16 protein-coding genes are annotated in these 20,189 nt (G+C 29.3%); 14 read left to right on the forward strand and 2 right to left on the reverse strand.

Translation table 11 applies throughout. The features are described 5' to 3' along the window. The first annotated feature begins 154 nt into the window (after positions 1-154). The 8 genes from mnmG (at position 155) to Q0997_RS01235 (ending at position 10,689) form a co-directional block, all read left to right on the forward strand. A complete protein-coding gene (gene mnmG / locus Q0997_RS01200) occupies positions 155-2,026 on the forward strand; it encodes a tRNA uridine-5-carboxymethylaminomethyl(34) synthesis enzyme MnmG (RefSeq protein ID WP_299883617.1) in 1,872 nt (623 codons plus the stop codon). Positions 2,027-2,418: 392 nt separating this feature from the next. Beyond that, the gene (locus Q0997_RS01205) at positions 2,419-2,904 is read left to right on the forward strand and encodes a hypothetical protein (protein ID WP_299883619.1); all 486 of its coding nucleotides are present in this window, start codon (positions 2,419-2,421) and stop codon (positions 2,902-2,904) included. An 18-nt stretch (positions 2,905-2,922) separates the two neighbouring features. Further along, a complete protein-coding gene (locus Q0997_RS01210) occupies positions 2,923-3,777 on the forward strand; it encodes a class I SAM-dependent methyltransferase (RefSeq protein WP_299883621.1) in 855 nt (284 codons plus the stop codon). A 224-nt stretch (positions 3,778-4,001) separates the two neighbouring features. After that, on the forward strand, positions 4,002-4,514 hold the full coding sequence (locus Q0997_RS01215) for an OmpH family outer membrane protein (protein WP_299883623.1): 513 nt from the start codon (positions 4,002-4,004) through the stop codon (positions 4,512-4,514). A 285-nt stretch (positions 4,515-4,799) separates the two neighbouring features. After that, positions 4,800-5,306 (forward strand): RNA polymerase sigma factor, encoded by a 507-nt coding sequence (locus Q0997_RS01220; RefSeq protein WP_299883625.1) that lies wholly within the window; start codon positions 4,800-4,802, stop codon positions 5,304-5,306. 77 nt (positions 5,307-5,383) lie between these two features. Then, positions 5,384-6,304, forward strand: coding sequence for a FecR family protein (locus tag Q0997_RS01225; protein ID WP_299883627.1), 921 nt, complete (start codon positions 5,384-5,386; stop codon positions 6,302-6,304). A gap of 48 nt (positions 6,305-6,352) precedes the next feature. After that, positions 6,353-8,698, forward strand: a complete 2,346-nt coding sequence (locus Q0997_RS01230; protein ID WP_299883629.1) for a TonB-dependent receptor — start codon at positions 6,353-6,355, stop codon at positions 8,696-8,698. Between the two features lie 122 nt (positions 8,699-8,820). Beyond that, a complete protein-coding gene (locus Q0997_RS01235; RefSeq protein WP_299883631.1) occupies positions 8,821-10,689 on the forward strand; it encodes a hypothetical protein in 1,869 nt (622 codons plus the stop codon). Between the two features lie 4 nt (positions 10,690-10,693). On the opposite strand, the gene Q0997_RS01240 is transcribed toward Q0997_RS01235, so the two are convergent. Next, the gene (locus tag Q0997_RS01240) at positions 10,694-11,848 is read right to left on the reverse strand and encodes a DNA polymerase III subunit delta' (protein WP_299883633.1); all 1,155 of its coding nucleotides are present in this window, start codon (positions 11,846-11,848) and stop codon (positions 10,694-10,696) included. A 164-nt stretch (positions 11,849-12,012) separates the two neighbouring features. Between Q0997_RS01240 and Q0997_RS01245 the strand changes: the two genes are divergently transcribed. The 4 genes from Q0997_RS01245 (at position 12,013) to Q0997_RS01260 (ending at position 17,436) form a co-directional block, all read left to right on the forward strand. Continuing rightward, the gene (locus Q0997_RS01245; RefSeq protein ID WP_299883635.1) at positions 12,013-13,575 is read left to right on the forward strand and encodes a hypothetical protein; all 1,563 of its coding nucleotides are present in this window, start codon (positions 12,013-12,015) and stop codon (positions 13,573-13,575) included. A gap of 19 nt (positions 13,576-13,594) precedes the next feature. Further along, positions 13,595-14,782 carry a phosphoglycerate kinase gene (gene pgk / locus Q0997_RS01250; RefSeq protein ID WP_299883637.1) on the forward strand — a complete coding sequence of 396 codons (1,188 nt, stop codon included), beginning with the start codon at positions 13,595-13,597 and terminating at the stop codon, positions 14,780-14,782. Positions 14,783-14,843: 61 nt separating this feature from the next. After that, positions 14,844-16,433 carry a LysM peptidoglycan-binding domain-containing protein gene (locus Q0997_RS01255; RefSeq protein WP_299883639.1) on the forward strand — a complete coding sequence of 530 codons (1,590 nt, stop codon included), beginning with the start codon at positions 14,844-14,846 and terminating at the stop codon, positions 16,431-16,433. 22 nt (positions 16,434-16,455) lie between these two features. Continuing rightward, positions 16,456-17,436 carry a DUF4837 family protein gene (locus tag Q0997_RS01260; protein WP_299883641.1) on the forward strand — a complete coding sequence of 327 codons (981 nt, stop codon included), beginning with the start codon at positions 16,456-16,458 and terminating at the stop codon, positions 17,434-17,436. 66 nt (positions 17,437-17,502) lie between these two features. On the opposite strand, the gene tatA is transcribed toward Q0997_RS01260, so the two are convergent. Continuing rightward, positions 17,503-17,682: a twin-arginine translocase TatA/TatE family subunit gene (tatA, locus tag Q0997_RS01265; RefSeq protein WP_299883643.1), complete on the reverse strand. Its 180-nt coding sequence runs from the start codon at positions 17,680-17,682 to the stop codon at positions 17,503-17,505. A 115-nt stretch (positions 17,683-17,797) separates the two neighbouring features. On the opposite strand from tatA, the gene Q0997_RS01270 reads away from it, so the two are divergent. Together Q0997_RS01270 and Q0997_RS01275 are read left to right on the forward strand one after the other, a co-directional pair. After that, positions 17,798-18,667 carry a M23 family metallopeptidase gene (locus Q0997_RS01270; protein WP_299883645.1) on the forward strand — a complete coding sequence of 290 codons (870 nt, stop codon included), beginning with the start codon at positions 17,798-17,800 and terminating at the stop codon, positions 18,665-18,667. A gap of 4 nt (positions 18,668-18,671) precedes the next feature. Next, positions 18,672-20,171 (forward strand): GH3 auxin-responsive promoter family protein, encoded by a 1,500-nt coding sequence (locus Q0997_RS01275; RefSeq protein WP_299883647.1) that lies wholly within the window; start codon positions 18,672-18,674, stop codon positions 20,169-20,171. Positions 20,172-20,189 lie beyond the last annotated feature (18 nt).

Below are 20,189 nucleotides of genomic sequence, written 5' to 3' on the forward strand. Positions count from 1 at the left end.
TTATTAATTCGACGTATATTTGCAAACCAAAAACTTATAAACTTAGTTGTTCCACGTGGAACAACTATTAATGTTAAGTAATAAACTTTATAATATTAAAATCTATTGTGTTCATTTATTATATTAAATGTTTCACGTGGAACAATTGGAAATTATGTTTAACGAAGTATATGATGTAATAGTCGTTGGTGCTGGACATGCTGGTAGTGAGGCAGCAGCTGCAGCTGCTAATATGGGTAGCAAAACACTACTTATAACTATGAATCTCCAGAATATTGCTCAAATGTCCTGTAATCCAGCTATGGGTGGAATTGCTAAAGGTCAAATTGTTCGAGAAATTGATGCGCTTGGCGGCTATTCAGGAATAGTTAGTGATACATCTGCTATACAATTTAAGATGTTAAACAAGTCTAAAGGACCTGCAATGTGGAGTCCAAGAGTTCAAAGCGATAGAATGCGATTTGCTGAAGATTGGAGATTACTTTTAGAACAAACACCTAATCTAGATTTTTATCAAGAAATGGTTTCTGGATTAATAGTTGATAATGGAAAAATTGTAGGTGTAAAAACATCATTAGGTATTGAAGTAAAAGCTAAAGCTGTTGTCTTAACAAATGGTACTTTTTTAAATGGACTAATTCATATCGGAGACAAAAATTTTGGTGGAGGTAGAGCAGGAGAAAAAGCAGCAACAGGAATTACAGAACAACTAATAGATTTAGGATTTGAATCTGGAAGAATGAAAACAGGTACTCCTCCAAGAGTTGATGGTCGTTCTTTAGATTATTCAAAAATGACTGAACAACCAGGTGATCTTAACCCAGAAAAATTCTCTTATTTAGATATAACAAAATCTTTAGAAAATCAAAGATCTTGTTATATGACTTATACAAGTGAATTAGTACATGATCTACTTCGTGAAGGTTTTGATCGTTCACCAATGTTTAATGGTAGAATTAAAAGTTTAGGTCCTAGATATTGTCCTAGTATAGAAGATAAAATTAATCGATTTGCCGATAAGGATAGGCATCAGTTGTTTGTTGAGCCAGAAGGATGGAATACCGTTGAGGTTTATGTAAATGGGTTTTCAACATCTTTACCAGAAGATGTACAATTTAAAGCCATGCGATCTGTAGTAGGTTTTGAAAATGTTAAGTTTTTTAGACCAGGATATGCAATAGAGTATGATTATTTTCCGCCAACACAATTGCAACATACTTTAGAAACTAAACTGGTAGATGGCTTATATTTTGCTGGGCAAATTAATGGCACTACAGGTTATGAAGAAGCAGCATCTCAGGGTTTAATGGCTGGTATTAATGCCGCTTTAAAAGTACAAGAAAAAGAACCTTTTATTTTGCAAAGAAATGAGGCCTATATAGGTGTACTTGTAGATGATTTAATTACTAAAGGAACAGAAGAGCCTTATAGAATGTTTACTTCTAGGGCAGAATATAGAACATTATTACGACAGGATAATGCCGATTTAAGATTAACACCTAGAGGTTATAAGTTAGGTCTAGCTAGTGAAAAGCGTCTTCGTCGAATGGAAGAAAAACATGGTGCTTCAGAAAAATTCGTTCAATTTTTTAAAGATACAAGTGTAACGGCAAACGAAGCCAATCCTGTTTTAGAATCTAAAAATTCTGCTAAAGTTAAGCAACAAGGTAAAATGTTTAAATTGTTTTCTAGACCAAATATAAACATGGCAGATATGCGTAAATTTGAATCTGTGGAAGATTATATTCAAAAACAAAAATTGGATAGAGAAGTCTTAGAACAAACAGAAATTCAAGTTAAATATTCTGGATACATAGCTAAAGAAAAAAACAATGCAGATAAATTAAATAGGCTAGAAAATATTAAAATACCAACAAATTTTGATTACTCTAAGCTTAAATCTATGAGTTTAGAAGCAAGAGAAAAACTTAATAAAATACAACCTATAACTATTTCTCAAGCATCAAGAATTAGTGGTGTATCTCCTGCAGATATTTCTGTGCTTTTAGTTTATATGGGAAGATAGTAATGTTTAAAAAAAATATTTTAAAGCAAACAGTATATCCTATTATATAATAGATGTAAGTTTTTGTATTACTTCTTTTATTGTCGTTTTATAAACAACTGTTTTTTTCTTTATTTTAATTTTAGCAATTTTTAGAACTGATTATGTTTTTCATCAATTAAAGGTGTACGTTAGTAATAGTATACTTCCCTTTATTTAGGTTATGTATAAATGTTTTTAGCAAAATTATATTTCAATCTTTACAAAACGAATAATAGGGAATAAGCTCTTAATTTGTAAAATACAGAGTAAAGAGTTATGTTGTTAAATTGCATAATACATTACAATAAGTTCCACGTGGAACATTACTAAGTGTCGACTTGTTTTTTAATTAATAACAATAAACTTTTAATATGAAAAAAGCATTAATTCTACTAGTTTGTTTTTTGTCTTTTAAATGTGTAACAGTTGGTAGTGTAAAAGATATAAGTGGCTCGCATATTTTAAATGGAGATGAAAAAGGAAAAAACGAAATAGAAAAAGCGAATAAGTTTGCTTTTCAAATTCACAAAAACGAAGAAGTCTTTAGACGCTATTTAAATAAACGGTATAAAGATGTCGTTGCTTTTACTCCAGATTATTTTAATGTAGAAATAAACAATGTTAGTTTTAATATTCAATTATTAACAGAAAAAGATTTATCGACTACAATAGATTTTACAGATGTTATTTTTAAAAGGAAAAATCCAGAGATAATTAAGAAAGGAAAAACAAAAAGATTTGTTTTCTTTGTCGTCACAGATCAAGAAGGAAAAGACTGTTTAAAGACAGAATCTTTTTATAGATATATCGTTACAAATTATTTAGAGGATATAAGGCAAGGTTTTTTCTCTTATTAGATTTCTTTAATTTTTTACATGAATAAAAACGTATACATTAAGGTAAATGATTATTCAGTTTCTGGAGAAGAATTTGAATTAATCCATAATAGCGAATTAGATTATTTAGAAACATTCCCAAAACCGTCTCTTGAAAAACTATCTGAATATTATGAAAGTGAAGATTATATTTCGCATACTAATACTAAACGAAACTTATTAGAAAAAGTTTATCATCTAGTTCGTAACTATTCTTTAAATCGTAAATTAAAATTAATTAACTCATTTAATTCAGAACAAAAAAAATTATTAGATATTGGTTGTGGGACTGGAGCTTTTCTAAATATAGCTAAAAACAACAATTGGGATATTATAGGTATTGAACCAGACGATAAAGCAAGAAAAATTGCAAATGTTTTAACAGGTAATCTGGTTTATAGCCCAGAAAAAATATCTAAGCTTAAAGAAAAAAGTTTTGATGTTATTACATTATGGCATGTTTTAGAACATTTACCTAATTTAGAAGAACAGCTTTCAATATTAAAAAAACTACTTAAAGATAATGGGACTTTAATAATTGCTGTTCCAAACTATAAAAGCTTTGATGCTAAGTATTATAAAAATTTCTGGGCCGCTTTTGATGTTCCTCGTCACCTTTGGCATTTTTCACAAAAATCAATTTCAAATCTTTTTGCAAAGCAAAACATGAATGTTGTAAAAACAAAACCTATGCTTTTTGATGCTTTTTATGTAAGCTTACTTTCAGAAAAATATAAAAGTAAATCTATGAATCCTCTAAAGGCTTTTTATATAGGAATAAAGTCAAATCTTAAAGCAAAACAATCTGGAGAGTATTCTTCGCTTATTTATATTATAAAAAACAATAATTTTTAATTTTAAGCTCATTTTAAGCTATTTATTGTTGTTTTGGATAACTACACATTGTTTTTTTAAAAAAACGCTTTAAAACGCTTTGTTTTTACTCTTTTTTAATAAATTATATCTATTAAGATTAAAACAATCAATAGTAATTTATTATTCTTTTAAATTCTGTATCATTTATACTCAAAACTGTAATTTGACTTTTATACATTTGCGCCAAACTAAAAAATAATAAAATGAAAAAATTAATTTTAGCAATTGTTACAGTTGCAGCATTTTCATCTTGCCAACAGCAAAAAATTGGATATGTAGATAATGGAGAAGTAATTAATGAAATTCAAGAAAAAAAAGATATAGAATCTAAATACACGCTTTTAGATGAGTCTTTTAAAAAGAGAGCAGACAGTATAGGTAATATATATAGAGGTCAATTTCAAGCATTACAAGCAAAATCGGCTAGATTATCGCAAGCAAAACAGCAGGAAATGATGCAACCTTTACAAATTAAAGCACAACAATTTCAGCAACAAATGCAAGCAGAGCAACAACAAATGCAAAAAGCTTATCAAGTAGAAATAGATTCTGTTATTTCTAACATGAAATCGTTTGTAAAAGATTATGGAAAAACTAATGGTTATGACTATATATTGGGTACTAACGAATCTATAGGAACAGTATTATTCGCAAAAGAAGGAACAGATTTGTCTAAGAAAATTATTGAAGAAATAAATACACAATATAAAAAGTAACATATTACTAAAAAAACAAAACCTCTACTAAACCTAACCCATTTAGCAGAGGTTTTTGTTAAATAAATTATTTGAAGTAAAATTATAAGAATAACACGACTCACTTCAAATATTAACTAAATCACTATATTGATAATACTTAATATACCTAACCTATCAAACATAAGTATTACTTTTTTGTAGTTAGTGACACAACTATTAAACAGCTAAAAAGTTAGTTACCCTACTTTTTTGTTTTTTTTTATTTAGATTTGATGTCTCTCACAAATTATGTAAACCCATTTCATGCAAAATAAATCTGTTTGCGAAAAGAAAAATTATGAAGCGATTTTTGACAATCACTTTGAGTCTATGCGTAATTATATGTATTATAAATGTGGTGATTTACAACAAGCAGAAGATATTGTTCAGGATACCTTTATAAAATTATGGAAAAACTGCGCTAAAGTTATATTTGAAAAAGCGAAATCTTATTTATATACTATTGCAAATAATGCTTTTTTAAATGAAATAGCACACAAAAAAGTAGTTCTAGAATACGAAAAAGGATATAGTAGTAACAGTGATAATCAAGATCCTGAGTTTTTATTAGAGGAAAAAGAGTTTATGAACAAGCTTCAAGCTGTAATTAATAGTTTACCAGAAAAGCAAAGAGAAGTTTTTCTATTGAGTAGAGTAGAGAAGAAAAAATATGCAGAAATAGCCGAAATAGTTGGTATTAGTGTAAAAGGAGTAGAAAAGAGAATGAGTCAAGCTTTAATTATATTAAGAGAAAAAGTTGGAAATATTTAAATTTTTATTAAAAACGAACTAAATTAGTAGGGTAAAGTAAGGAATGACTGTTTTATACTTGAGATTGTAAATAAAAAATGGAAAAAAACAATTTTGATGATATTTATTTAGCAAGATGGATTTCTGGTGATTTAACACCAGAAGAACTGTCTGCATTTAAAAAATCTAAGTATTATCTAGATTACAAAAAGATTAATGAAGGTGCGCTAGCGTTTAAATCACCTTCTTTTGATCGACAGAGCTCTTTATCAAGGTTAGAAAAAAGCCTAAAAAATAAAGAAGACAAAAAAATTAAAAAATTAAACTTAAAATGGGTATATAGTGCTGCAGCTGTTTTAATTATAGCTTTAGGTGTTTTATATTTTAATCCTTCTAACTCTATATACGAAACACAATATGGAGAACAATTAGTTGTTGATCTTCCTGATAATTCTAAAGTTTATTTAAACTCTAAGTCAGAACTAGAGTTTAAAAAAGAAAACTGGCTGGATAATAGAGTGTTAAATTTTAATGGCGAAGCTTTTTTCGACGTTGAGAAAGGCGAAACTTTTAAAGTATTATCTAATGAAGGTGTTGTTGAGGTTTTAGGAACAGAATTTAATGTTGTTTCTAGAGAAGATTACTTTGAAATTAAATGCCATGAAGGAAAAGTAAAAGTCTCTTCTAATGATAAAAAAGAATTAGCAACCTTAACTATTGGAAAAGCTTTTAGAATTAACAAAGAAGAGTTAGAATATTGGGATTTTAAAGAAATGAAACCAAGCTGGTTAAATGGAGAAAGCTCATATAATAATACACCTATTGTTCAAGTTATAAAATCATTAGAAAATCAATATAATATTAATATTGATTATACTTTAATCGAAGAAAATAAACGATTCACAGGAAGTTTTACGCACAGTGATTTGGAGCTTGCTTTAAAAACTGTTTTTAATCCATTAAATATCAGTTATTTAAAATCTGGAGAGAACTCAATTGTACTAAACTCTAAAAAGTAAGCTAATTTTTTGTTTATTTGTTACAACCCTATAGTTAAATAACAAATAATGAAGCTTAAACGCTTACTATTTTTCTTTTTATTTTGGTCTTTAGTAATAACAGCTCAAGAGAAAAAACTCTTGACTTATACTAACTTGCCATTAAATGAGGTACTATTGGATTTAGAAAACCAATTTAATGTTAAATTCTCTTTTGATTCTCAATTACTTAAGGGGAAGTCTTTTAGTTTAAAAAAGAAAACTAATGCTCTAGAAGATGTAATTTCTGAAATAGAAATACAGCACAATTTAAAGTTTAATAAAGCTTCAGAACGTTATTATACAATAAACAAAATAGAGCCAAGTATAGCCAATTATCAAGATTTAGAAGAGGTTATTCTCACAGAATATTTAACAGCAGGTATAAAAAAACAAAAGGATGGTTCTATAAAAGTGTCTCCAAAAAACCTTGGAATTTTGCCAGGGCTAACAGAACCAGATGTTTTACAAAGTTTACAGTTAATACCCGGAATAAATAGCCCGAATGAAACAGCTACAGGACTATATGTAAGAGGAGGTACACCAGATCAAAATTTAGTCCTTTGGGATGGAATTAAACTGTACAATACAAGTCATTTTTTTGGTACAATATCTGTATTTAATCCATATATTATTAATGATGTAAAATTATTTACTGGAGGTACTAAAGCAAAATATGGAAATAGTATTTCTAGTGTTATCGATATCAGTTCTCAAGATAAAGTACCTACAAAAACTAAAGCAGGTTTTGGCTTTAATATGACACATGCCGATTTGTATTTAAAAACATCAATATCTAATAAACTAGGTATAATAGTGTCTACAAGAAGATCTTATACAAACTTAATAAATACATTTACTTTTCAAAACTTATCAGATAGAGTCTTTCAAAACACAAAAATATCTGAAGGCAACACCTTTTTTGAAAGCGATCCAATAAAAGTAACTAAAGATAATTTTAAGTTTTCAGATGTAACAGCTAAGATAATTTATAAACTCTCAGATAAAGACGAAATTGTTTTAAGCAGTTTATTAACTTCAAATGAGTTAGATTATGAGTTTTTAAATGAAGAGTTTCAAGATATTTCAACCGATAAATTAAATGTAAAAAACAGTGGCGTTAGTTTTAAATGGAAACATCAGTATAATGATTCTTTTTCTCAATATTTACAAGCTTATAACTCCCAATTAGATTTAAATTATTTAGGAACAAATGACTTTGTTATAGACAACATAGACAATAGGTTTACAAAGAAAAACGCTGTTAATGAGTACGGTATTTCATTACATAATGATTGGGATATGGATTCCAAAAACAATTTAAATTTTGGATATAAACTATCAACGAATGATGTCAGTTATTCGTTTGAATACCTTTTTAAAAATGAAAATCTAGATGGCGGCAGGTTTTATTTAAAATTATATGACGATAATGTAAATATTAATAATGCAATTTATACAGAATACCAACATAAGGAAAAAGATAAATGGGCTGTAAACATAGGAATAAGAGGTAACTATGCATCCTTATTAGAAGTGTTTTATGTAGAACCTAGATTATATTATGAAAAATTTTTAAACTCTAATTTTAAAATTAAAGCATCTGCAGAACAATTACATCAAACAGTTAGTCAAATTGAAGAACTACTATCTGTTAATTTTGGAATAGAAAGCGATATTTGGGTGTTATCAGATGGAAATTTAACACCATTATTAAAAAGCCAGCAAGCCTCAATAGGTGCTAATTATAATAAAAACGGCTGGAATTTAGACTTTGATGTTTACGCTAAAAAGGTAACCGGAATAAGCTCTTTTAAATCTGGTTTTAGAGCATTTATTTCTAACGGAGAAGGTGAAGTATTAGGTTTAGATATTTTATTAAAAAAGAAAATAAATAATTATAGAACCTGGTTATCTTATTCGTTAATGAAAAACGATTATACCTTTAGAGCTATAGATAATGGAGAACCATTTCCTGCAAATTTTCATATTGTAAATCAGTTTAATTGGTCTCACACATACCAATGGAATAAATTTGATTTTTCATTAGGTTTTAATTTTAGAACAGGTATTCCTTATACAAAAGCTTTAGGTTTAGATGACAATTCATTTATTGTTTATGATAAAACTAATGGAGATCGCTTACCAGATTATCATCGTTTAGATTTTTCTTCAACCTATAATTTTAACATTTCAAGAAATGAAAAATGGAAAGGAAAATTAGGCCTTTCTCTTTTTAATCTGTATAATAAAACAAATGTTCTAAACCGTACTTATAGAACAAAGCTTACTTCAGATGGAGAACAAGTATTAAGAGAAATCGAAAGAAAATCTCTTGGTATAACCCCAAACATTGTATTTAGAGTTAATTTTTAATAGCCTATAGGAGTTTACATCGTAACTAATCACCCTTTCATCTTAATAATAACTTTAATTAATTCTTAATTTTTATATTTATAACGAAATAATTTACCGCTATTAATTATTCTATTTAAGTTATGAAAAACCAACTATGGTTGCTTTTCATTGTTTTTTCTGTATTAGAAAATGTGCATGCTCAAGAAGCTATTCCTTTTAAAACTCAAAATGAGTTTTATATATATGGAGATGCAACAGTGATTGGCAATAATATTCTTAGCAAGAACGCTACTCAGCCATTTAATGATCAATCTGTAGTTAATGATGACATTGATATGGTTTTTGTTGATATTGATAAAGATCAATCTACTTTTAGTTCCAGTTCTGCAAATTTAAAACTGCCTAAAAATTTTACTAAAATAAAATATGCAGCGTTATATTGGAGCGCAACATATAGTTACGAACAAGGCTATAGACAAGAAACTAATGGTCAGTTTTTGTTTCAAGGTAAGCGGGTAAGAAATCGTAATGAGATAAGTAAAGTTAAATTAAAGCTACCTAATGGTACATACAAAAACATTAACGGTAAAGTTATATTTGATGGAGTAAACGATACAGCATTCACTCTAAATTCACCTTATGTTTGTATGGCAAATGTTACTAAGTTATTTAGAAATGCAAATACTTTAAATGGACAATATACAGTTGCAAATATTAAAGCAACAAAAGGGTTTGTTTCTGGAGGAAGCGCTGGAGGTTGGTTGTTGTATGTAGTATATGAAGCACCAACTAAGAACCCTAAATACATTACAACTTATAATGGTTTTGCTCATGTAAGTGGAACACCAGTAAGGTTAAAATTTAAAAACTTTAAATCTTTAGAAAAAGGAGACGCAAAAACAGCATTAACTTTTGCCGCTTTAGAAGGAGATTCGGCTTTAAAAGAGGATGAGTGTATAATTGTAAATAAACAATCGAAAAAAGTTGCATTACTAAGTACTAATAATAGACCTAGAAATAACTTTTTCAATAGTACAATAACACACAACGATAATTTATTTAATGAAAGAAAGCCTAATAGTGAGAATACACTAGGATTTGATATCATCTCAATGGACTTGTCTAATAACTCTCAGCAAATAGTTGACAACACGACTACTGAAGTTGAAATGGCCTTTAATACTGAATCTGATAGGTTTTATCTTTTTTTTACCGCTTTTCAAACCGAAATAAGTAAAGTTTTTTATGAAGAAAACAAAGAAAACGCAATAGTAGAATTAGAAGAAGATAAAGGAAAAATAATAGTAGAAGCTAAACCTAAACAAATAAAGAAACCAAAGAAGGTAAGGGTGAAAAAAGAGAAAAAAAGAAAGCCAAAAAAAATTAAAAAGCCAAAAATTAAAGAAACAGTTGCTAAATCTAAAAGCAAGAAAGAAAAAGAAAAACCACAACCAAAGATATTTGTACCTAAAAAAGAAGTTACTCAAGCGTCTATTAAAGAATACAAACCAGATAGAGAAGAAAAACCATTGCCTATTTGGCTAAAAAGAAAAGAAACAGAGGCAGTAACTACTGAAGACAACATATATAGGCCAGAAGGTTTAAAAACGCCACCAAAACGCTCTAAAAGCGGTTTGGTGTTAAATAGAGAAAATTATGAAAAAGTACTAACTAAGGAAGACTATGTATACGAAACACAGTCTTTTAAACGTGTACTAAATCAAGACCCAACATATGTTGAAGGTGTAGAAAAAGGATATTATATTATTGCAGATGTGCTATCAGATTTAGACGAGGCTATTCTATATCAAAACGAATTAAAGAAAAGAGGAGTAAACTCAAGATTATTTAAAGATACACCAAATGAAAAATATTATGTGTATTTATATAACTCAGAAAATTTTTATGATGTTTTTATGTTAAGAAAAGCATTTATTAAGAGTTTATTCTTAGAAGATGTTTGGATTTTAAACATCAATATTTATTCTAAAATTATAAAAAAGATTTAGTTGCTTATATTGATTTTTTATGAAGTAATCTTGTAAGTTTTATTGATAAATCTGTTAGTATAATCTTAGAGTTTCCATTGCGTTCTATATGATATATAGCATCTTGGAGTTCATTAGAAATGTCTAAAATATTATTGTTATGAACAAAAGGCGCAAATTTTTCTAATTTAAACTTTTCGGTTTTAATGTCCATATATACCAGTGAGTCTGCATTATAGTTCATTAGCAAAGCTTGTCTAAAAAAGTCAATGCAAAAATTGAGAAATTGTTTTTGAGTTTCTCTTCCCGTTTTAGCAATATCTTCACTCCACTTAATTAAATCATGTATTGCTGCTTTATTTCCTTTAGCTTTAAAAGCAGCTCGAATCCAATAAATAAACCAAGTTTCAAATTGTAAATCTTCACTGTCTTGAAATATTAAATCACAAGCTTTATTATAATTACCATTAGCTTGGTGCGCTAATTTTGCTGCTGTTGCATCATTAACATCATAATTTTTTACTAATGCTTTTTTTATTTCTTGTTCAGCTAGTGGTGGGAAATGTAAAACTTGACAACGAGACCTAATAGTATTAATAATACTTTCCTCATCCTCTGTTATTAATATAAAAACGGTTTTATTTGGAGGCTCTTCAATAAGCTTAAGTAATTTATTTGCAGCTTGAGTATTCATTTTTTCTGCCATCCATATCAGCATCACTTTATAACCTCCTTCATAAGATTTTAAAGTAAGAGATTTTACAATATCGTGTGCTTCATCAACCCCTATTTGACCTTGTTTGTTATCAACACCAAGCAGTTTATACCAATCAAATAAGTTTCCATAAGGTTGCTTTGTTAAAAGTTCTCTCCATTCTTCAAGAAAATAACTAGAAACAGGGTGTCTTTTTACTTTATCGTTAGTTGTAACAGGAAATGCAAAGTGTAAATCTGGATGAGAAAAATTATTAAATTTAAGGTTACAAGCTGTATTTTCACCAGTGTTTTCGCCGTTTACATTGCTGCATAAAATATACTGCGCATAAGCTATAGCCATTGGTAAAGTACCACTTCCTTCAGGCCCAACAAATAGCTGCGCGTGAGGAATTCTTCCATTGTTTGCACTCTTGGTTAGGTGGTTTTTAATATGATGTTGTCCTAAAATATCACTAAAAAGCATAGAGCAAATATAGCTTACTCATTAAATAAAAACTATTTTCTATAACTTATATCTTTTAGTGCTTATTTTGTACATTTTATTATAAAAACGTCTCGTACAATTTGCATATATTTGAATCTTATTAAGTAATCCGCTATTTTTATTACTATTTTACCAACCTAATAATGAAACATATTCTTATAGTATCTGCTTGTTTATTAGCATTTTCAAATGTGTTTTCTCAAAAGAGTAACGCTATTAAAGACAATTTGTCTCTTGATGGCGCAGATTTTAAGTCAGTAAATGAATATTATATCTATGGAGACTCAAAAGCAATAGGTAATAGTATTTTAAGTGCACATCCTACCAAAGAATTTAATGAAATGTTTATTGATAATGAAAACGTAAAAATGAAATACGTTGACATTGATAAAGATAAATCAACATTTAGCTCTAGTTCTGCAAAGTTGCAACTACCAGATAACCTTAAAAAAATTACTTATGCAGGTTTATACTGGTCGGCAACCTATAGTTTAGAAGAAGGAAAACGTAGAAAATCTAAAGGTAGTTATGAGTATAAAGGAAGTTACAGAAAAAAAACAGATATAGACACTATATTATTTAAAACTCCAAATGGTGAATATAAAACTATTGGAGGTGAAATTATTTATGACGGAGGCACAAATCCAACACATGCTATAAATTCACCATATGTTTGTTATGCAGATGTCACTAGTATTTTAAAAAATGCAACGGAACAAAATGGTGACTATACAGTTGCAAATGTAAAAGCTTCAAGAGGTTATATTTCTGGAGGGAGTTCTGCAGGGTGGATGTTATATGTTATTTATCAATCACCAACAGATAATCCTAAATATATTTCTACATATAATGGTTTTGGTTTGGTAAATTATGCTCCTGTTGATATTACATTCAAAAACTTTAAATCTGTAGAACAAGGAGATGTAAAAACATCATTAGTGGTTTCGGTTTTGGAAGGAGATTTAAACTTATCTCAAGATGAATGTGCTATAATAAAAAAAGACGGTACATTTCAATCCCTTAGTAACGGTGCAAGAAATCAACAAAACTTTTTCAATAGTGGTATTACAACTAACAGTATAGTAAATGATGACCGTGTTCCTAGTAGCCGTAATACACTGGGTTTTGATATTGCCCAATTAGAGATACCAAATTATAACAACGAGATAATAGATAATAACACAAGTGAAACAACTCTACGTTTAAAAACGAGAGCAGATCGTTTTTATATGTTTTTTGCTGCTTTTCAAACAGAAATAAGTCAAGATTTTTTTGAAGATATTGTAGAAGAAAAACAATCTGTTAGTAATGTAACAACAATAGAACCAGAAGTTATTAGAACAACTGAGGCAGAAGCAAAAAAGAAGAAAAGAAAATATAAATGGAAACCACCAGGTATAAAAGGGTTTGATTCTAGAGCATTTAAATATATGATTTCTAAACCATCTAAGATTATTTCAGATGTCATCCCAGGTTATTATGTAGTAACAAATGTATTTTCAGATAAACCAAGAGCTAGAAAATGGGAAAGTTATCTTATAAAAAAAGGATACACACCTATAACATTTACTAACCTTAAAAAGAAATGGGAATACGTTTCGGTTTTAAGAACAGAAGACCCCAAAACTGCTTTTACATTACAGCAAGAAATGATTCAAAAGTATCGTTTTAGAGATACGTGGATATTAAAAGTAAATTTAGATTAATAGATACTATAAAGAATAAATGAAGACATTAAACGATTTCAATTTTAAAGATAAAAAAGCACTTATAAGAGTAGATTTTAATGTGCCTTTAGATGAAAATTTTAACGTTACAGACGCAACAAGAATTACATCTGCAAAACCAACAATAATTAAAATATTAGAAGATGGAGGAAGTTGTGTTTTAATGTCGCACTTAGGTAGACCTAAAGGCGTTCAAGAAGCATTTTCTCTTAAGCATATTTCAGACGATGTAGAAGATGTTATTGGTGTAGAAACTAAATTTGTTTCTAATTGTGTTGGAGGTGAAGCAGAGACTGCAGTAGCAAACTTAAAACCTGGTGAAATCTTAATTTTAGAAAATTTACGTTTTCATGAAGAAGAAAAAAATGGAGATCGTGATTTTGCAGAACAACTTTCAAAGTTAGGAGATATATATGTTAATGATGCTTTTGGTACAGCACATAGAGCACATGCTTCAACTACTATTGTGGCAGATTTTTTTCCTGAAAACAAATGTTTTGGCTACTTATTAGAGCAAGAGATTAAAAGTATCAATAAGGTTTTAAAAACTGGAGAAAAGCCAGTTTTAGCAATTTTAGGAGGTGCAAAAGTATCTTCAAAAATTACAATTATTGAAAACATTTTAGATGCCGTTGACCATTTAATTATAGGTGGAGGAATGGCATTTACTTTTGTTAAAGCTAATGGAGGTTCTATTGGAGATTCACTGGTTGAAGATGACAAACTAGATCTTGCAAGAGATATAATAAAACAAGCTGAAGCTAAAAATGTTCAAGTTCATATTCCAATGGATGTTATTGCAGCAGATGCTTTTAGTAATGATGCAAGTACTCAAGTTTGCGATATAAAAGAAATTCCAGATGGTTGGATGGGATTAGATGCCGGTCCTAAATCTAGAGAAGTTTTTCACGAAATTGTTATGCAGAGTAAAACCATTTTATGGAATGGACCTTTAGGTGTTTTTGAAATGGAAAATTTTGCAAATGGAACTATAGCGTTAGGAAATTCAATAGCAGAAGCAACAAAAACAGGGGCATTTTCTCTTGTTGGTGGTGGAGACTCTGTTGCTGCAGTAAAGCAGTTTGGTTTTGAGAAAAAAGTAAGTTATGTTAGTACTGGTGGTGGAGCAATGTTAGAAAGTTTAGAAGGAAAAACATTGCCTGGAATAGCGGCAATTCTTAAGTAAACAATGTGTTTAAATACCTTTTTGCGTAATACTACGTTAATTTTAAACACAATTTTTTTAAATGAATATACTTTTTAAATATACAAGCTTCTTTTTTTGCGTTTTTTACGTTACAATATCTACTGCTCAAGAAACTCTAGAAGAAAAAACCACAAGACTTTCTGAATCAGAATTAGTAGCAGGTGAGAGTTATGTAATTGACACAATTATTGATGGTAAAGCTCTTTTTAAAAAATCAATAGAACCAATAGCACCTATAGATTTAAAAAAAGAATTACAAGATGATAAATTTGCATCAGAAATAGATAAAAAATGGATGGAGGAACTTTATAGTACTTCACTGTTTGATACTATTTATCGAGATGTTACAGATCTTAAATATGAAGCTGTTTATTACCCAGAATTAACAACAGACACATTAAAAGCACGATTAGAAAGACTAAATGCAAGAACGCCTTTTAATGTAGAATATAATCCTCAATTAGAAAGCATAATTAAACGTTGGTTAAAGAATAGACACCAGTCAATGGAACGTTTAATGGGGTTAAGTAAGTACTATTTTCCAATGTTTGAGCGTGAATTAGACAACTACAATATTCCTTTAGAGATGAAATACCTTGCAATTGTAGAATCTGCTTTAAAACCAAGAGCTAAATCCCGCGTTGGAGCGACTGGTTTATGGCAATTTATGTTTGCTACAGGAAAACAGTATGGATTAAATGTAAGTAGTTATGTAGACGAACGTAGCGACCCAATTAAATCGACTAAATCGGCATCAAGATATTTAGCTAAACTCTATGAGATTTTTGGAGATTGGGATTTAGCATTAGCTGCATATAATTCAGGGCCAGGAAATGTAAGTAAAGCTATTAGAAGGTCTGGCGGCTATAAAAATTATTGGAATATTAGATCTAATCTACCGCGTGAAACAGCAGGTTATGTTCCTGCATTTTTAGCAACAATGTATATTTTTGAATATGCTGAAGAACATGGATTTGTTCAACATAAGCCAAAATTTAATTATGTAGAAACAGATACAATTCATGTGAAACAAATGATTACATTAGATCAAGTTTCGGAATTTACTGGCGTAAAAATTGAAACGCTTCAGTTTTTAAATCCGTCATACAAATTAGATATTATTCCGTACATAAAAGGAAAAAATTATACTTTAAGACTACCCAGGAATGTTGTAGGTGCATTTGTAAATAACGAACAGCAAATGTATGCTTATGCCAAAGCAGAGTTTGATAAAAGAGAAAAACCATTACCTCAATTATTAAAAGCAGATACTAAAACAAGATATAAAGTTAGGCAAGGCGATTATCTTGGAAAAATTGCTAGAAAATTTGGAGTGCGTGTAAGCCAAATTAAAAAATGGAACGGTCTACGTAGTAATAATTTAAAAATTGGCCAGCGCTTAACTATTTTTCCTAGAAACCCATCTTCAGTTACAAAAAAGGCTGTGAAAGCTAATAAAAATAGCAATGCTAACTTTAATGGAAAAACATACAAAGTTAAAAGTGGAGACTCGTTATGGAGTATTTCTCAAAAATTTCCAGGAGTTTCTGTTGAAAATATTAAAGAATGGAACGATATTAGTGGTACTAAGTTGAAACCAGGTATGACCCTAAAAGTTTCTAAAGGGTAACCATATAAAAACAAATATAATTATGCGAAAATTATTGGGATTAGTTTTAATAGTAGTTACAGTTTTTTCTTGTGACAAAAAAAAGGGAGTAAGAATATTACCAGAATCGGCTGGACCAATAAATAATATTGCAATAGTAATTGATAATGAACTATGGGAGAATACTGTTGGAGAAACTCTACGCAATGTTTTAACTACACCAGTAGATGGCTTACCGCAAGAAGAACCTTTGTTTTCATTAAGACAAATTCCATCACAGGTATTTACAGGCTTTGCAAAAGAGAATAGAAATGTATTAAAAATAGAACAAGGAGAAGCAGATTTTAAGATCGCTAGAGATGTTCATGCAAGACCTCAAAAGGTAATTCTAGTAAGAGGAAAAGATATTGCAGAAATTAAATCTCAAATTGAAGCCAATACCGATAAAATTATTTCTGGATTTAAAGCAGAAGATATTAGAGAAAAACAAAGGCAATCAAGAAAGTCACTGTACAATGCTTCTAAAATTGAAGAAGGTTTAAATATTAATATAGAATTTCCAACGACTTATAGAATAACCAATACAATAGCAGAAGAAAAAGATAAATTTTACTGGATTAAAAAAGATATACCAACTGGATATACCAACATTTTATTATACGAGTTGCCCATAACAGCAATTAATAAAAACGATAGTTTAGTAAGTCAAATAATAAAAGTTAGAGATTCTATAGGTAAAAAATATATTGGAGGTCCAACAGATGGGAGTTATATGGCCACAGATAAAGCATATGCACCACATTTATATGAAATTATCTTAGATAATAAACCAACTATTGAAGTTAAAGGTATTTGGGATGTAAATGGAGCATTTATGTCAGGGCCATTTATTACCTATTTTATTGAAGACAAAATTAATAAAAGATTTATAGTAGCAGAAGGTTTTGCCTATGCGCCAAATGTTTCAAAACGAAATCATGTGTTTGAACTAGAATCTATTATAAAATCTATAAAACTTAATTAGGTTAGAATTCACAAACAAAAAACCCAATACATTGTATTGGGTTTTTTGTTTTATAAACAAAGAGATTTAGCTCTCTTTAGCATTTTCGTCCTCTTTACTAGCATCTTTAAATTCTTTTATGCCACTTCCAAGTCCTTTCATTAATTCAGGGATTTTTTTACCACCAAAAAGTAATAATATACCCAATCCAATTATGACCCATTGCCATGGACCAACCACTCCTAAAATAATACTTAAAGATATCATAATAATCTGTTTTAGAATGCAAAGTTAATAATTAAAGTTTAATAATAACGTTTAAAAGCTAACTTTAGCATATTCTAAAACAGCTAAAGCTATAATTTTATTTACATTTGTTTTTATGGCAAAAAAGAGTAAAGAGAAAAAGAAAATATCAACAAAACTATTGCATAAGTATCGTTTAGTAATTTTAAATGAAGATACTTTTGAAGAAAAGCTTGCATTTAAATTAACGCGATTAAACGTTTTTGTTTTATTGTCATTATCTACTATTTGTTTAATAGCGCTAACGACTTTATTAATAGCATTCACGCCTATAAAAGAATATATTCCTGGATATTCATCTACTGCATTAAAAAAACAAGCTGTAGAATTAAATTTTAAAACAGATTCGTTACAGCAAGTTATAGCATTAAATGACCAGTATTACGCTTCAATAAAAAAAGTACTAAAAGGAGAATTAGCTACTGTTGAGTTTAATAGGGATTCTATTTTAGAAGCTGCCAGTATAGATCCAAGTGAGGTAGATTTGTCTCCTACTGCAGCAGATTCAATTTTAAGAGCAAAAGTTGAAAAAGAGGACAAATACAATTTGTTCGAAACAGCTAAATCTAAAGCAAATTTTGTGCTCTTTCCACCTGCTAATGGAGAAATAAGTGAACAATATAATGTGGAGGAAAAGCATTATGCAGTAGATGTTGTTTTAGCCAAAGACACACCAATAAAAGCAACAGCAGATGGAACAGTTATTTTTGCAGAATGGACAGCAGAAACTGGTTTTGTAATATTAATTGAGCACAGTTATGGGCTTCTTTCTGTATATAAACATAACGCATCACTTACAAAAACACAAGGCGATTTAGTAAAAGCAGGAGAAGTAATTGCAACAGCAGGAAATACGGGAGAATTAAGTACTGGACCACATTTGCATTTTGAATTATGGAGTGATGGTTACCCAGTTAATCCAACTAATTTTATAGATTTCAAATAGCCATATGTCACTAAAAGCGTTATTGGCAAAACCTTTTGCTAAAAGAATATATAAATCGGTTCAAAAATGGGCCAATAACCCAATAAAAACTCAAGAAAAGGTTTTTAAAGACTTAATAGTTAATGCAACAAAAACCCAGTTTGGGAAAGATCATGATTTTATTAGTATTAACAATTATGACGATTTTGTTAAACGCGTACCCATAAGAGATTACGAAGCATTAAAACCTTATGTTGATAGGGTTGTAGCTGGTGAAGAAGATATTCTTTGGAAAGGAAAACCGTTATATTTTGCAAAAACTTCTGGAACAACATCTGGCGCAAAGTATATTCCAATTACAGCAGATAGTATGCCTAATCATGTTAATGCTGCTAGAAATGCTATTCTATTATATATTCATGAAACAGGAAACTCTAAATTTGTAGATGGCAAAATGATTTTTCTTCAGGGAAGTCCTATTTTAAAAGAAGAAAATGGAGTACAATTAGGACGGCTTTCAGGAATTGTTGCCCATTATGTACCAAAATACCTTCAAAAAAACAGATTACCTTCTTGGGAGACCAATTGTATTGAAGATTGGGAAACTAAAGTAGACGCTATAGTAGAAGAAACATTGCCAGAAGATATGACTATTATTTCTGGTATTCCGTCTTGGGTACAAATGTATTTTGAAAGGCTTCAACAAAAAACAGATAAAAAAATAGGTGAAATCTTTAAAAATTTTAACCTGTTTATTTTTGGAGGCGTTAATTACGAACCTTATCGTGCTAAATTTGAAAACCTAATAGGAAGAAAAGTAGATAGTATTGAATTGTATCCAGCAAGTGAAGGATTCTTTGCTTTTCAAGATAAACAAGGAGAGAAAGGCATGCTGCTTCAGCTTAATTCTGGTATGTTTTATGAATTTATTTTAGCAGATGAGTTTTTCAATGAAAAACCTAAGCGTATAACAATTAAAGATGTTGAGGTCGATAAAAATTATGTGATAATTATATCTACTAATGCTGGATTATGGGCCTATAATATTGGAGATACAGTAATATTTACAAGCATAAAACCTTATCGCGTTATTGTTTCTGGTCGGATTAAACATTTTATTTCAGCTTTTGGTGAACACGTTATTGGTAAAGAGGTAGAACATGCTTTAAAAGAGGCAGTAGAAAATACGTCAATAAGAATAAATGAGTTTACGGTAGCGCCACAAATTAATCCAAAAGTAGGGTTACCATACCATGAATGGTTTATTGAGTTTGAAAATGAACCAGAAGATATTTCTGTGTTAGCTAAAAAAATAGATGATGCTTTACAAAAACAAAATAGTTATTACTTAGATTTAATAACAGGCAAAGTATTGCAGCCACTAAAGATCTCACTAGTAAGTAAAAACGGATTTCAAAATTATATGAAATCTATTGGCAAATTAGGTGGGCAAAATAAAATTCCGCGATTAGCAAACGATCGTAAAATAGCAGATGCTTTAAAAAGCGTAATAATTACTAAATAATAGTATATTTGCTAGTTA

It is taken from the genome of uncultured Lacinutrix sp., from assembly GCF_947500325.1.
Taxonomy (GTDB): Bacteria; Bacteroidota; Bacteroidia; order Flavobacteriales; family Flavobacteriaceae; genus Lacinutrix.

Bases quoted from the DNA above. Each gene is read 5' to 3' on its own strand.
- Q0997_RS01260 (WP_299883641.1), top strand. From the start codon at position 16,456: ATGCGAAAATTATTGGGATTAGTTTTAATAGTAGTTACAGTTTTTTCT.
- mnmG (WP_299883617.1), top strand. From the start codon at position 155: ATGTTTAACGAAGTATATGATGTAATAGTCGTTGGTGCTGGACATGCT.
- Q0997_RS01220 (WP_299883625.1), top strand. From the start codon at position 4,800: ATGCAAAATAAATCTGTTTGCGAAAAGAAAAATTATGAAGCGATTTTT.
- Q0997_RS01245 (WP_299883635.1), top strand. From the start codon at position 12,013: ATGAAACATATTCTTATAGTATCTGCTTGTTTATTAGCATTTTCAAAT.
- Q0997_RS01230 (WP_299883629.1), top strand. From the start codon at position 6,353: ATGAAGCTTAAACGCTTACTATTTTTCTTTTTATTTTGGTCTTTAGTA.
- tatA (WP_299883643.1), bottom strand. From the start codon at position 17,682: ATGATATCTTTAAGTATTATTTTAGGAGTGGTTGGTCCATGGCAATGG.
- Q0997_RS01240 (WP_299883633.1), bottom strand. From the start codon at position 11,848: ATGCTTTTTAGTGATATTTTAGGACAACATCATATTAAAAACCACCTA.
- Q0997_RS01210 (WP_299883621.1), top strand. From the start codon at position 2,923: ATGAATAAAAACGTATACATTAAGGTAAATGATTATTCAGTTTCTGGA.
- Q0997_RS01225 (WP_299883627.1), top strand. From the start codon at position 5,384: ATGGAAAAAAACAATTTTGATGATATTTATTTAGCAAGATGGATTTCT.
- Q0997_RS01275 (WP_299883647.1), top strand. From the start codon at position 18,672: ATGTCACTAAAAGCGTTATTGGCAAAACCTTTTGCTAAAAGAATATAT.
- pgk (WP_299883637.1), top strand. From the start codon at position 13,595: ATGAAGACATTAAACGATTTCAATTTTAAAGATAAAAAAGCACTTATA.
- Q0997_RS01255 (WP_299883639.1), top strand. From the start codon at position 14,844: ATGAATATACTTTTTAAATATACAAGCTTCTTTTTTTGCGTTTTTTAC.
- Q0997_RS01235 (WP_299883631.1), top strand. From the start codon at position 8,821: ATGAAAAACCAACTATGGTTGCTTTTCATTGTTTTTTCTGTATTAGAA.
- Q0997_RS01205 (WP_299883619.1), top strand. From the start codon at position 2,419: ATGAAAAAAGCATTAATTCTACTAGTTTGTTTTTTGTCTTTTAAATGT.
- Q0997_RS01215 (WP_299883623.1), top strand. From the start codon at position 4,002: ATGAAAAAATTAATTTTAGCAATTGTTACAGTTGCAGCATTTTCATCT.
- Q0997_RS01270 (WP_299883645.1), top strand. From the start codon at position 17,798: ATGGCAAAAAAGAGTAAAGAGAAAAAGAAAATATCAACAAAACTATTG.